Genomic DNA, 13,150 nt, shown 5'->3' on the forward strand with positions numbered 1-13,150 from the left:
AGGAAAGGGGAACTATTGTCCTTCCTGCCAAGCTGCCCTCGTGGGATGGTCCGGTCAACTCCGGCAGAGAGGCGCGCCATGGAAAGGCCGTTTACTATCGTCTTCATCCTGTTCCCCCAGCTCACGCAGCTCGACTTCACGGGCCCGTTCGAGGTGTTGCAGCGCCTGCCCGGCGCGCGCCTCGTGGCGGCCTCCCGCGAGGGCGGCTCGCTGTCCGCCGACAGCGGCCTCACCTTCAGCGGGCTCGCCCGCCTGTCCGACATCACCGAAGCGGACGCGATCTGCGTGCCCGGGTAGGATCCGCAGCCTCCCTTCGACGCCGGCTCCCCCGAGACCGCGCCCGCCGAGGTGCTCACCCGCGTCCGCGATCGCGCCCTGCTCCAGGTTCCGGAGCGCCGCGCCGCCCTGCTGGCCGCGCGCGCCTGGGCGGTGTGACTCTGCTCCCGAGCGGCTCCTCCCTCTCCCTCCGGGAGAGGACCGGGGGGCGGGGCTGGTCGTGAGCCCCCGCGATCCCCTTGAGCCCGGCGACGCTCGCCTCCACGCTCGTGCCCACACCGCGCGGCCGCTGAGCGCAGCCGCTTTGCCCGGAGATGATCATGCCCCCCGAACGCCCTGCCCTGAACCCCAGCGATCTCGAGCCCCGCACCGGCTCGACGTACCCCGAGTCGCTTCGCGCGCGCGTCACGCCGCGCGAGAAGCGCGCGCTCGGCGACGCGCTCGGCCTGACGAAGATCGGCGTCAACCTCACCACGCTCTTCCCGGGCAAGGAGTCGGCGCTGCGGCACTACCACTCTCACGAGGACGAGCTCGTCTTCGTGCTGGAGGGCGAGGTGGTGCTGCGCACGGACGACGGCGAGCAGGTGCTCACGGCGGGTCAGTGCGCGGGGTTTCCGGCCGGCGCGCCCAACGGGCATCACTTCGTCAACCGCAGCGCCGCGCCAGCGCGTTACCTCGAGATCAGCAACCGCGATCCCGAAGACGGTGTCGAGTACCCCGACGAGGATCTCGCCTTCCGCAAGGTGGGCGGCGAGTTCGTCTTCACGCACAAGGACGGAACACCTTACTGAGTGGATGAGGTGAGCACGTCTCCGACGAGCGCGCTTCACACGGGGCTTGTCTAGATCTCCGGGTGCGGTCCGCCGTCGAGGACCAACAGGTCGAGATCGCGGAGCTGCTCGCGGTCGCCCACGACGTCGATCCGGGCGATCTTCCCCTGCGCCAGCGTGAAGCGGAGCACCCGGAAGAGCCGCCCCTTCGGGGCCAAGACGATGCCCACCGTGCCGTCCACGAGGGCGGGGCGCGCAAACTTGGCGCCGCGCGCGGCGGGGATCGCCTGCTTGGCCCAGGCGCGCGCGCCGCGGACCTCGCCCCCGGCCGGGGGCTCGGCCGTGGCGTCGGCGTGGATCACGACGTCCGGATCGAGGATCGCCACGAGCGCGTCGAAGTCGCCGCCGCGCATGGCCGCGATGAAGGCGTCGACGACCTCGCGCTGGCGGCCGACGTCGGCGTCCGGAGACGGGGGCGCGCCCTGCACGCGACGGCGGGCGCGGCTCGCGAGCTGCCTCGCCGCAGCGGGGGAGCGGCCCACGATCGAGGCGATCTCCTCGAAGGGCACAGCGAACAGGTCGTGGAGCACGAACGCGAGCCGCTCGGCGGGGGTCAGCGTGTCGAGCACCACGAGCAGCGCGAGGCCGACGGAGTCGGCCAGCACCGCCTCGCGCTCGGGATCGGTCCCGGCCTCGCGGTCCACGGCGGGGTCGGGCGCGGCCATCGGGTCCTCGCGCCGCGCTTTGCGCGAGCGCAGCATGTCGAGGCAGACCCGCGCCACGACCGTCGTCAGCCACCCGCCCAGGTTCTCGACGCCGCTCGTGTCGGCGCGGCTCAGGTGGAGCCAGGACTCCTGCACGGCGTCCTCCGCCTCGCTCAGGGAGCCGAGCATCCGGTACGCCACGGCCTGCAGATGGGCTCGGTGGGCCTCGAACCGCTCCGCCAGCCAACTATTTTCATCCATCGGTCACACTCCCTCGTCGTGCTTCGTCATGGCTGTGACGGACGAACCTTAGCCCATGTGACGGCGCGAACGGACGTTCAGCGCCCCGTCACGGTTGGCGAGCACACCCGAGCCCCTCGGGAGGAGCACGAACATGCTGAAAGCACGGATGAAGAACCCCGCGATGGTCATCCCCGACGTCATGCAGCCGATCTACGCCCTGATCGGCGCGGTGAAGAAGAGCGGCGTGCCGGCGCGGACGCTCGAGCTCGTCCACCTGCGGGCGAGCCAGATCAACGGGTGCGGCTTCTGCGTCGACATCGGCGCGCGCGAGATGAAGAAGGCGGGTGAGACCGACGAGCGCGTGTTCGCCGTGGCGGCCTGGCGCGAGGCGCCCTATTTCACCGACGCGGAGCGCGCCGCGCTGGCGCTCGCCGAGGCCGCGACGCGGCTCAGCGACCGCGCGGACCCGGTGCCCGACGACGTCTGGGAGGAGGCCGCGAGGCATTACGACGAGCCGGCGCTCGCGGCGCTGACCCTGCAAATCGCGCTGACCAACCTCTTCAATCGGTTCAACGTCACCACGAGGCAGATCGCCGGCTCGGCGAGGCTCGACGCGCGCGCGGAGAACCGCTGACGAGGAGCGCGCGCCGGCAACCGCGGACGAGGCGAAGGTGTGGAGCCTGCGTCCTAAGAGCGACCAGAAGGGACGCTTATGTCCCGGCGCCCGGTGAGCCATGCGGTCCCGGCGGCGGCCAGAAGCGCGGCGGCGCCGAGGAGATAGAGCCGGCGCAGGGCGATCTGCGCCTTGTCGGGATCGAAATCGGTGAGCGAGCTCCGCGCGCCGCGCGGCAATACCCAGGCGTCGCTCCCGCCGCCGATCGCGCGCAGCGCGCGCCCGAGCGTCTTCTCGGGCGCCATCCGGCTCTGAACGTAGAGGATCCAGCGGCCCAGCGGCGTATGCCCCTTCGGCTTCTGCTCCATCGACGTGATGACGCGGCGGAGCTCCGCGGCCGTCTCGGCCGCGCTCCCCTCGCCCGGCAGGCGGGCCCATTCCCCGTGACCCGGCAACACCCACGCGAACCTCAGCCAGCCGGCCTCGGCCGCCGCGAGCAGATACCGCACCGAGCGGATCTGGCGCTCCCAATCCTCCCAGCATTGCAATCGATGCGCCACGAGTTGACCCAGGAAGCGCGAGTAGCTCAGGTGATCGCCGGTGAACAGGAAGCGGCCTCGAACCAGGAGGCACAGCGAGCCCGGCGTGTGCCCGGGCTGCGGCAATATCATGATCTCGGCCTCTCTGGCCGCCTCTCTCGAGAGCGGCTGCCCCTCGAGCGAGAGCGGGCCGAGCTCGTTCCCGAGCTTGATCTCCACGTCGCCGGTCGAGGGCATGTACTTGTTTTCACGGAGGCTCACGTCTGCGGCGCCGATGATGCGGCGGCAACCCGGGAAGCGGCTGGCGAACTCGGCGTGGTGGTGCGTATGGTCCCGGTGCGTCAGAAAGAGCCATCGCACGCCGCCGTGCTCGGCGAGCCAGCGGAAGACCTCCTCGCTCGGCTTCGGGGGATCGATCAGCACCCCGCCTCCGTCGCGCTCGATGAAATAGGACATGGCGCCGATGTTCTTGATGGATGGGTGTCCGATGACCCAGACATGATCCTCGATGGGCCGCGGAAAACCGCGCCAAGGTGACCCGAGATCGCCCCGGCGGACCTGCGCCGCGCCCGGCTTGAGCGTGATGGCGCCGAACGGGCACGCCGCGACCGCCGTCCGCGCCGCCATCAGATCTTCCTTGCTCCGCGGCTGCCGCAGCACACCGGTGAAGGCGCCCTCCTCGTAGGAGCCCGGCAGCACCGAGAGGCGGCGGCCTCCCCGGAGCTCGCTGGCCGGCACCACCTCGCCCAGGAGCTCCGGCGCGTAGTTCCGGCACGTGCCGGCGCCGCAGCACTTGCGCGTAACGAACAGCTCCCCCCACTCCTCAACCTGCATTTCGTCTTGCATCGCGGCACCTCGTGGATGGCAATCGCTGGTAGAGAACCTCTCGGCCGAGCTCGGAGTTCTCCAGTTCTTCGCTGCCAGTCGTGGCAGTGTCGAGAACGACGGTAGCTTCTCCCGCTGCGCTTGACCAGGTAGCGGCGGGCGAATGCCGCGGTGAAGGACCTCGAGTCCTCCCCGCGCGGCGTGCTGCGGGTGGCGACGCCGCTCCTGTTCGGCCAATCGTTTCTCGCCAGCGTGGCAGCGGCATTGCGCGTCGTCTACCCCAGCAACCGCCACCTCTCGCAGCGCGTCCGCCTGTTCGTCGACATGCTCGTCGCCGAGTTCCGCAAGCGCGGGGACGACCACGGCCTTGTCGTGCAGCAGAGGTTGTCCGAAAAAAATTCCAGAGGGAGGATCGCTGGTCGCATTCCGTCCTGCTCGACACTACGATGAGGCTCCGACAGCAGCGCCCCTGGAAGGATGCGAGGGGGGCAATGATGGAGCTGCGGGATTACACGCTGGAAAAGGTAATCTACGACGGCAACGAGACACGGGTATGGCGCGCGGTCCATGTCCCCTCGGGGGCGCGCGTGGCGATCAAGATCCCGGTGGCCGAGGTGGCCAGTCCGCGCGTGATGGGGCGGCTGATCCACGAGCACCAGGTGCTCATGCAGCTCGCCGAGGTGCCCGGGGTGGCGCGCGCGCGGGCGCTGGAGCAGCGGGGCGGCACCGCGGCGCTGGTGCTGGAAGATCCCGGCCTCGGGTCGCTCGATCGCCTGCTCGCCAAGCAGGCACGCGTGCCGGTCGGGGCGGCGCTGCGGCTCGGCCGGCTCCTGTCACGGGTGCTCGAGGGGGTGCACGCCGCTGGCGTGATGCACAAGGACATCAAGCCGCAAAACGTGCTGGTGGACGCGGCGTGCGAGAGGGTCACGCTGCTCGACTTCGGCATCGCCTCGCTGCTGTCCCAGGAGGCGACCGAGGCGAGCATTCCCGAGGCGCTGGAGGGGACGCTTGTCTATATTTCCCCGGAGCAGACGGGGCGCACGGCGCGCGCGCTCGATACGCGCACCGACCTCTATTCGCTGGGGGTGACGCTCTTCGAGGTGATGTCGGGGCGGCTGCCGTTCACGGAGCGCGATCCGCTCTCGCTGGTGCACGCGCACCTGGCCAAGGACCCGCCTCCGCTCGACGCCGTCGCCCCGGAGGTGCCGAGTGCCGTGGCAGCCATCGTGGCGAAGCTCCTGGCCAAGGATCCCGAGCGGCGTTACCAGACGGCCCGCGGCGCGGCCGAGGATCTGGAGGAGTCCCTCCGTCAATGGGACGAGCGGGGCACGGTCGAGCCGTTCGGCCTGGGAAGAAAGGACTTCTCGCGAAGGCTCCGGTTGCCGCAGGTGCTCGTGGGGCGGGAGCGCGACGTCGAGCGGGTGGGCGAGTCCTTTGCGCGCGCCGCGCAGGGCATGACGGAGCTCCTGCTCGTCGGCGGCCCCTCGGGCATCGGCAAGACGGCGCTGGTGCGCACGGTCTACAGGGACATCGCGCAGGCGGGGCGCGGGCTCCTGATCGCGGGCAAGCACGATCAGCTCGCGCGGTCGACGCCTTACGCGGCGCTGGCGCAAGCGTTCGGGGCGCTGATGCGCCAGTGGCTCTCCAGCCCGGAGGCGGTGCTCGAGGCCTGGCAGGAGCGGATCCGGCGCGAGGTCGGGGACAACGCGCGGCTCATCGCGGACGTGGTGCCGGAGCTCGACCTGGTCATGGGCAAGCTGCCGCCGGTGCCGCCGGTGGAGGGCGAGCAGGTGCTCAACCGGCAGAAGCTGACGTGGCTGAATTTCGTGCGAGCCGTCACGGCGCCGAACCCGCCGCTGGTGATGTTCCTGGACGACATGCAATGGGCCGACAGCGCCACGCTGATCATCCTGCAGACATTGCTGACGGACGTGGAGCGCAAATGGCTGCTGGTGATCGCGGCGTACCGCGACAACGAGACGCCGCCCGAGCACCCGCTGTGGAAGCTCGTGGAGGCGGTGGAAAAGAGCGAGGCCAACGTCTCGCGGATGACGGTGGGCCCGCTGTCGGCAGAGCAGGTGCAAAAGTGGTGCTCGCGGACGCTGGAGAGCGAGCCCGCGCGGGTGGAGCCGCTGGCGCGCGTGCTCTCGCGCAAGACCCGCGGAAACCCCTTCTTCCTGGAGCAGCTGCTGCTCTCGCTGCACCGGCAGAAGCAGGTGGAGAGGGACCCGGAGACCGGGGCGTGGCGGTGGGAGCAATCGTCGCTGGAGAAGGCGGGCGTCACCGATAACGTGGTGGCGCTCCTGACGGACAAGGTGCGTGAGATGCCCGAGCCGACGCAGCAGCTCCTGGGGCTCGCGGCCTGCGCAGGCCACAGGTTCCACCTGCACGACCTGGAGCGGCTCAGCGGGTGGGAGCGCGCTCGCGTGACGGGGGCGTTATGGCCGGCGCTGGACGCAGAGCTGGTGGTGCCGGTCGATGGGGCCTACCGCCCCGCGCAGGCGCTCGGGGCCATCGGCGCGGCGGCGATGGACGCGGCCTACCGGTTCCTGCACGACCGCGTGCAGCAGGCGAGTTACGAGCGGATCTCGCCGGAGCAGCGGGTGCTCGCGCACCTCGAGATCGGCCGTCGGCTAGAGGCGCGTCATCGCGCCGAGGGGGGGACGGCCCAGCAATTCCTGGAGCTCGTGCGGCACCTGAACCTGGGCGCGGCGCGGCTCGAGTCCGTGGAGGAGCGCAAGGAGCTCGCGCGGCTGAACCTGGAGGCCGCGCGCGCCGCGAAGGCGGCGAGCTCGTACCGGTTGATGACCCACCTGCTGGACAGCGCCCAGGCGCTCCTCGGCGAGCGGGCCTGGGAGCAGGAGCGCGCGCTGTCGGCGGAGATCGGGCTCGAGCGCCTGGAGGCCGCCTATCTGCTGCGGGAGTTCGACGACGTCGAAGCGCGGGCGCTCGCCCTGCTGGACAGGCCTCTTCCGGAGGTCGCCTGGCTCTCGGCGCAGGAGATCCGCACGCGGTGCTGCGTCGCCACGGGCCAGTACACGCGGGGAATCGGGCTCGGGATGGCCGCCCTCGCGAAGCAGGGCATCACGTTCCCCGACACGGATGAGGCGTGCCAGGTCGCGCTCCTGCGAGAGTCCACCGCGCTGGATCGATGGCTCGATCGCGCGCCGGACGGGTTTGATCGAATGCAGGTCGATCCGTCGCTGGAGCACCGGCTCATCGATGCCCTGATGACGCAGGCGCAGCTCTGCGCGATCTACGGTGGCCGGCCGATGTTGTATTCGCTCGTCATCGCCCGCATCGTGTCCGAGGCGATACGGCGGGACGCGCTCACGCCCGCCGCCACCCTCATGATCTGCAGCTTCGCCAACGCGTGGTCGGTGGCGACGGGCATGTATCGCCGCACCATGCGCTGGCTCACGCCCGGGGTGCGCGCCGCAGAGCGCGTGGGCTCCGCGATGCTCCCCGAGTGCCTCGCGCTCAAGGGGATCTACCTCGGGCACTCGAGGCCCATCGATGAAGCGTCCCCCGTCTATGAGCAAGCCATCGCAGCCGGCCTGAAGATCGGGTCGTTTCAAGGCACGAGCTGGGGGCTCCTGTGCGACCTGCTCTACTACCGGCTGTGGCGCGGCCTGCCGCTCGGCCAGGTCGATGCGCAGCACAAGGCGCGCTGGGAGCTGGTGCAGCGCGCAGGGGACGCCGTCGGGCGGCACCACTTCGAGCTGGTCGCGTCCTTTTGCGAGGTCTTGATGTCTCCTGACGGCGCCGAGCGCCTCCTGGAGGAGGAGCCGTTGCCGCGAGGCTCTCGCTCCCTCCTTGCCGACGGGGACAGGTACACCGGAGGGTTCGCTCGTACCCTGGAAGGGTATCTGTTCTGTGCCGTCGGCAAGTGGGAGCGGGCGCTGTCGAGGATGCGGGAGGCGGAGCAATTCCAGGCAGACCTCCTCGGGATCCCGATGGTGACAGACATCGCGCTCTTTCTCGCGCTCGCGGCGGCGAAGCGCTGGCCCGACGCCGTCACGGACGAGGAACGGGCGCGGCTGCGGCAGCACATCGAGCACAGCCTCGCGCGATTGCGCTACTTCACCGAAGGCTGCGAGGCGAATTTCCTCCACAAGCTGCGCCTCGGCGAGGCGGAATACGCCCGCGCCCTGGGCAAGCCCGAGGAGGCAGCGGCCAGATACGACGAGGCCATCGAGCTGGCCCGCGAGCACCGCTTCCTGCACATCGAGGCCCTGGCAGCGCAGCTCGCCGCCGAGTCTCGGCTGGAGGCGGGCAAGAGCCATGTCGGGGCGATGTACCTGCGCGAGGCGCGCGACGCCTACGCGCGCTGGGGTGCTGACGCGGTGGTCGCCCATCTGGGCGCGAGGTATCCCGCCTTGCTCAAGGCGTCCATGCACGAGTCGGCCTCCGACCGTACGACCGTGACGGCGACCACCACGACAACGGGCGGGTCCACGGGCGCGAGTTTCGACGTGAAGACCGCGGTGCGCGCGGCGCAGGCGCTCTCGGGCGAGCTCGACCCGGGGCGCGTGGTGGGCCGGCTGATGGAGCTCACGCTGGAGAATGCGGGGGCGCAGCGCGGCGCCCTCGTGCTCGGCGAAGGGGAGGCGCTCTCGGTCGTCGCTCGTTTGTTATGGGTGGAGGGGACCCGCATCGAGGCGGGCCTGTCGGAGCCGCTCGGGCAGAGCCACGACGTGCCGGTGGCGGTGGTGCAATATGCGGCCCGCACGGGCGAACCGGTGGTGACGGGCGACGCGCGGTCCGACCCGCGCTTCGCCGGCGACCCGTACCTGGCATTGCACGCGGTGCTCTCGCTGCTGGCGCTGCCCTTGACGCATCGGGGCCACGTGGTGGGCGTGCTGTATTTGGAGCACCGCGACGTGCCGTCGGCGTTCCCTCCGGCGCGCGTGGAGCTCCTGTCGGTGCTCGCCTCGCAGGCGGCGATCGCCGTCGAGAACGCCGCGCTGTACCGGGACCAGGAGGTCAAGATCCAGGAGAGGACGGCGGAGCTGCGGATCGCCAAGGAGGCGGCCGACCGCGCCAACCGCGCGAAGAGCGATTTCCTCTCGAGCATGAGCCATGAGCTGCGCACGCCCCTCAATGGCATTCTGGGGTACGCTCAGTTCCTCCTGCGAGCGCCCGAGCTCTCGCCGAAGAGCCGCGAAGGGGTGCAGATCGTGAAGAAATCGGGCGAGCACCTGCTGGCGTTGCTCAACGACCTCCTGGACCTGGCGAAGATCGAGGCCGGCAAGATGGAGCTCGTCCCCCGGAGGTTCGACTTTGCCTCCTTCGTGCACAACGTGGCGGATCTCTGCGGCGTGCGCGCCGAACAGAGGGGCATCGCCTTCACCCACGAGGTGCGGGGCCCGGCGCTCGCCACCGTGCACGCGGACGAGAAGCGCTTGACGCAGGTGCTCTTGAACCTGCTCGGCAACGCCATCAAGTTCACCGAGCGCGGCGCGGTCACCCTGCTCGCCGACGTGCTGGACGACGGCGGAGATGGGCAGCGCGACGTGCGCTTCCGGATCGAGGACACGGGCACCGGCATCGCCCCGGAGCACCTCGCGCGCATCTTCGAGCCCTTCGAGCAGGTGGGAGACCAGCGGGCGAAGAGCGAGGGCACCGGGCTCGGCCTCGCCATCAGCAAGAGGATCATCGAGCAGCTGGGCGGGACCATCCATGTCGAGAGCGAGCTCGGCAAAGGCAGCGCGTTCACCGTGACGCTCACGCTCGCCGAGGCGCTCTCTTCCGCGGCCGCCGACGACGCCCTGGCGTGGGCCACGATCACCGGGTATCGCGGCGAGCGCCGCAAGATCCTCGTCGTGGACGACAACCCCGGCAACCGCGCTTTGTACTGCGATCTGCTGGTCCCCATCGGCTTCGACCTCATCGAGGCCGACGGCGGCGAATCCGCGCTGCGGCTCGCCCTGGAGCACAGGCCGGCGCTGATCCTGATGGACCTGGCCATGCCAGGCGTGGACGGCAATGAGACCACGCGCCGCCTTCGGCAGATGCCCGAGCTCGACGGGGTGGTGATCCTGGCCTCGTCGGCGAACGTCGCCGCCGCCGAACAGCCGAAGGGGGCCCACGCCGGCTGGGACGACTTCTTGCCGAAGCCGGTGCATGCCAGCCTGCTCTTCGAGAAGATCGCGCGTTTTCTCCGCGTGGAATGGACGCATGAACCGGTGAATGCCGCCCCCACGGTGGTGAAGGGGGATGACGCGCTGGTGCCACCCTCGGCCGAACAGCTATCGCTGCTGTCCCGGCTGGTGGCGTCGGGCCGTATCCGGAAGGTGCTGGTGGAGGCGGAGCGCATGCAGCAAAATGAGCCGCGGCTCCGCCCCTGGCTCGCGCAGCTCCAGGCCCTGGCGCGGACGTACCAGATGCGGAAGCTGCAGGAGTTCGTCGAGGAGCATGCCGCGGTAGGCCAGGTGGTGGCCGACGGTCAGCGATCATGAGCAGAGCCTCCGCGCCCGGCGCTCGTGAGGCCACGATCCTCATCGTGGACGACATGCCCACGAACCTGGCCCTGCTCGTGGATCATCTGGAATCCGCGGGGCATCAGGCGCTCGCCGCCGAGGACGCGGAGGCGGCCCTGAAGCGAGCCAGCCTCATGAAACCCGACCTGATCCTGCTGGACGTGGTGATGCCTGGGATCGACGGGTTCGAGACCTGCCGGCGACTCAAGGCGGCCGAGGGCACCCGAGACATCCCGGTGATCTTCATGACCTGCCTCGGAGAAGTGGCGGACAAGCTCGTGGGGTTCGAGGCGGGGGGCGTCGATTACATCACCAAACCGTTCGAGATCGAAGAGGTGCTCGCGCGGATCAGGACGCACCTGAGCTTGCGCGAGGCGCAGAAGGAGCTCGAGGCGAAGAACGCGCAGCTCCTGCGTGCCCACCAGGAGCTCGAACAACGGGTGCGAGAGCGCACGGCCGAGCTGGCGAGCTCGAACGCCGCCCTCGAGGCGGAGAACGCCGAGCGCCGGCGCGCGGAGGCTGCTTTGCGCGAGAGCCAGCACCTGCTTCAGGCCATCATCGACAACTCCACGGCGGTCATCTTCGTCAAGGACCTCGAAGGACGCTATTTGATGGTCAACCGCCGCCACGAAGAGCTGTTTCATGTGACCGCGCGGTCGATCGCCGGCAAGACGGATCATGACCTGTTCCCCGCGGAGTGCGCCGACGCGCTTCGCGCTTTCGACCGGCAGGTGGTGGCGGCCGGGGGGCCGCTGGAGATGGAAGAGATCGTGCCCCAGGACGATGGGCTCCACACGTACATCGCGATCAAGTGCCCGCTCTTCGACGAGTCGGGCAGGGTGTATGCGGTCTGCGGGATCTCCACGGACATCAGCGATCGAAAGCGGGCGGAGGCGGAGCGGGAGACGCTCCTCTCTCGCGAGCGGGCGGCGCGGGCGGAGCTCGAGCGTACGGGGCGGCTGAAGGACGAGTTCCTGGCGCTCTTGAGCCACGAGCTGCGGACGCCGCTCACCGCGATCCTCGGCTGGTTGCAGCTGCTCCGCATGCGCGGCCCGTCGGACGAGATCCTGGGCCGGGCGCTCGGGACGATCGAGCGGAACGCGCAGGCGCAATCCAAGCTCGTCGACGATCTCCTGGACATGTCGCGCATCATCGGCGGGCGGCTGAGCCTCGACGTGGAGGTGGTCGATCTGGGCGAGATGCTCGAGACGCTGCTGGAATCGGCGGAGCCGGCGGCGAAGGCGAAGGGGATCCGCCTGGAGCTCAGCGTCGAGTCGGCCGGAGAACAGGTCACGGGGGACCCGAATCGCCTCCAGCAGATCGTGTGGAATCTGGTCAGCAACGCGATGAAGTTCACGCGGCAAGGAGGGCAGGTGAAGGTATCGCTGCGCCGCGAGGGGTCGTACGCGCGCCTCGTGGTGAGCGACACGGGGATCGGCATCGCGCCGGAGTTCTTGCCGTACGTATTCGAGCAATTCCGGCAAGCAGACGCCTCGACCACGCGCGAGTACGGCGGGCTGGGTCTGGGTCTCTCGATCGTGCAGCACCTGGTGGAGCTGCACGGGGGGACGGTGGAGGCGACCAGCGCAGGGAGGGATCAGGGGGCGAGCTTCACGGTGAAGCTGCCGCTTTCGGCCAAGCAAGCCGAGACGCTGGCCGGCGGAGAGCCGCGGCCGACGCCGCAGCGCCGGCCGTCATGGCACCGCGCCGGGGAGCTCTTGAGCCTGAAGGGGGTGCGGGTGCTTGTGGTGGACGACGAGCCGGACACGCGAGAGCTGCTCCTGCGGATACTGGCGGAGTGCCAGGCGGAGGTGCGGACGGCGGGTTCGGTCGTGGAGGCGCTGGCGGAGCTGGAGCGCGACCAGCCGATGGTCCTGGTGAGCGACATCGGTATGCCGCACGAGGGCGGGTATGAGCTGATCCAGAAGGTGCGGCAGTTGCCGGAAGAGCGTGGGGGGAGCGTGCCGGCGCTGGCGTTGACGGCATTTGCGCGCGCCGAGGACCGCGCGCGGGCGCTCATGGCCGGATACCAGATGCACCTGGCCAAGCCGGTGAAGCCACCGGATCTGGTGGCGCACGTGGCGACCTTGGCCGGACGAATCCATGGCATGGCGAGATGAGGATCGACGCCACCTGCTCCGATCCGTTCACCGCGCACGCTGGGCCCGGCGCGCGCCGAGGGCGGCGCGCGCCAGCTCGACGGCCCTGTAGCCGCGTGGGGCGACGGGAGCGTGGGGACCAGGGGCATCGAGACATCCTGGTCGACAAACTGGACAATGGCCGGCTAAATCTAGAAAAAATAGCCTGGATTTCTAGATCGACGCGGGCTCCATCTAGAGTTTTCTCTCTCACATCTGGTTAAATATAGGCTATATCGAGAGAATCATCTCAAAAAATCAGGTCATCGCACCCTGAATCCAGAGAATCATCTCAAAGAACCAGGTCATCGCAGCCTGGATCCAGAGAAACAGCTCAGGAATCAAGCGAAGCAGGTGGGGCCGACGGTGAGCGCATGGTCCGGCCCGACTTCCGGTGGCCGACGTCCCACCGCTCGTCTCTCGACGCGCCGCAGCGCCGCGCTCGAGATCCCCGCCAGCGGCTCTTCGGTCACGGTGAGCCTGGATGGCGCCGCGGGAGAGCGTATCCAGGCGACGCGGGGCAGTCGCGTCGCCATGAATCCCGAGCCGGGGAGACGTGT

At 69.6% G+C, this 13,150-nt stretch carries 8 protein-coding genes; 6 read left to right on the forward strand and 2 right to left on the reverse strand.

Annotated elements, in window-relative coordinates; all coding sequences use genetic code 11:
• Window positions 1–78: 78 nt before the first annotated feature.
• Window positions 79–297 carry a hypothetical protein gene (locus tag ACSRUE_RS14425; protein ID WP_441291490.1) on the forward strand — a complete coding sequence of 73 codons (219 nt, stop codon included), beginning with the start codon at window positions 79–81 and terminating at the stop codon, window positions 295–297.
• A gap of 299 nt (window positions 298–596) precedes the next feature.
• Window positions 597–1,067, forward strand: coding sequence for a cupin domain-containing protein (locus tag ACSRUE_RS14430; RefSeq protein ID WP_441291491.1), 471 nt, complete (start codon window positions 597–599; stop codon window positions 1,065–1,067).
• Between the two features lie 50 nt (window positions 1,068–1,117).
• On the opposite strand, the gene ACSRUE_RS14435 is transcribed toward ACSRUE_RS14430, so the two are convergent.
• Window positions 1,118–2,011: a sigma-70 family RNA polymerase sigma factor gene (locus ACSRUE_RS14435; RefSeq protein ID WP_441291492.1), complete on the reverse strand. Its 894-nt coding sequence runs from the start codon at window positions 2,009–2,011 to the stop codon at window positions 1,118–1,120.
• Between the two features lie 136 nt (window positions 2,012–2,147).
• Here ACSRUE_RS14435 and ACSRUE_RS14440 point away from each other — a divergent pair, with 136 nt between their 5' ends.
• Window positions 2,148–2,627 (forward strand): carboxymuconolactone decarboxylase family protein, encoded by a 480-nt coding sequence (locus tag ACSRUE_RS14440; protein ID WP_441293088.1) that lies wholly within the window; start codon window positions 2,148–2,150, stop codon window positions 2,625–2,627.
• A 53-nt stretch (window positions 2,628–2,680) separates the two neighbouring features.
• Here the strand turns inward: ACSRUE_RS14440 and ACSRUE_RS14445 are convergent, their stop codons facing one another.
• Entirely contained in the window at window positions 2,681–3,991 is a 1,311-nt protein-coding gene (locus ACSRUE_RS14445) for an MBL fold metallo-hydrolase (RefSeq protein ID WP_441291493.1), read from the reverse strand.
• Between the two features lie 150 nt (window positions 3,992–4,141).
• Between ACSRUE_RS14445 and ACSRUE_RS14450 the strand changes: the two genes are divergently transcribed.
• Genes ACSRUE_RS14450 through ACSRUE_RS14460 form a run of 3 tightly spaced genes read left to right on the forward strand, consistent with a single transcriptional unit; the run spans window position 4,142 to window position 12,572 of the window.
• Complete coding sequence (locus tag ACSRUE_RS14450) at window positions 4,142–4,420, forward strand: hypothetical protein (RefSeq protein WP_441291494.1); 279 nt, start codon at window positions 4,142–4,144, stop codon at window positions 4,418–4,420.
• A gap of 41 nt (window positions 4,421–4,461) precedes the next feature.
• Window positions 4,462–10,431: an AAA family ATPase gene (locus ACSRUE_RS14455; protein ID WP_441291495.1), complete on the forward strand. Its 5,970-nt coding sequence runs from the start codon at window positions 4,462–4,464 to the stop codon at window positions 10,429–10,431.
• Window positions 10,428–12,572, forward strand: coding sequence for a response regulator (locus ACSRUE_RS14460; RefSeq protein WP_441291496.1), 2,145 nt, complete (start codon window positions 10,428–10,430; stop codon window positions 12,570–12,572). The genes ACSRUE_RS14455 and ACSRUE_RS14460 overlap by 4 nt, the downstream gene beginning before the upstream one ends.
• Window positions 12,573–13,150 lie beyond the last annotated feature (578 nt).

The sequence above is a fragment of the Sorangium sp. KYC3313 genome (genome assembly GCF_052075895.1).
GTDB lineage: Bacteria > Myxococcota_A > Polyangia > Polyangiales > Polyangiaceae > Sorangium > Sorangium cellulosum_B.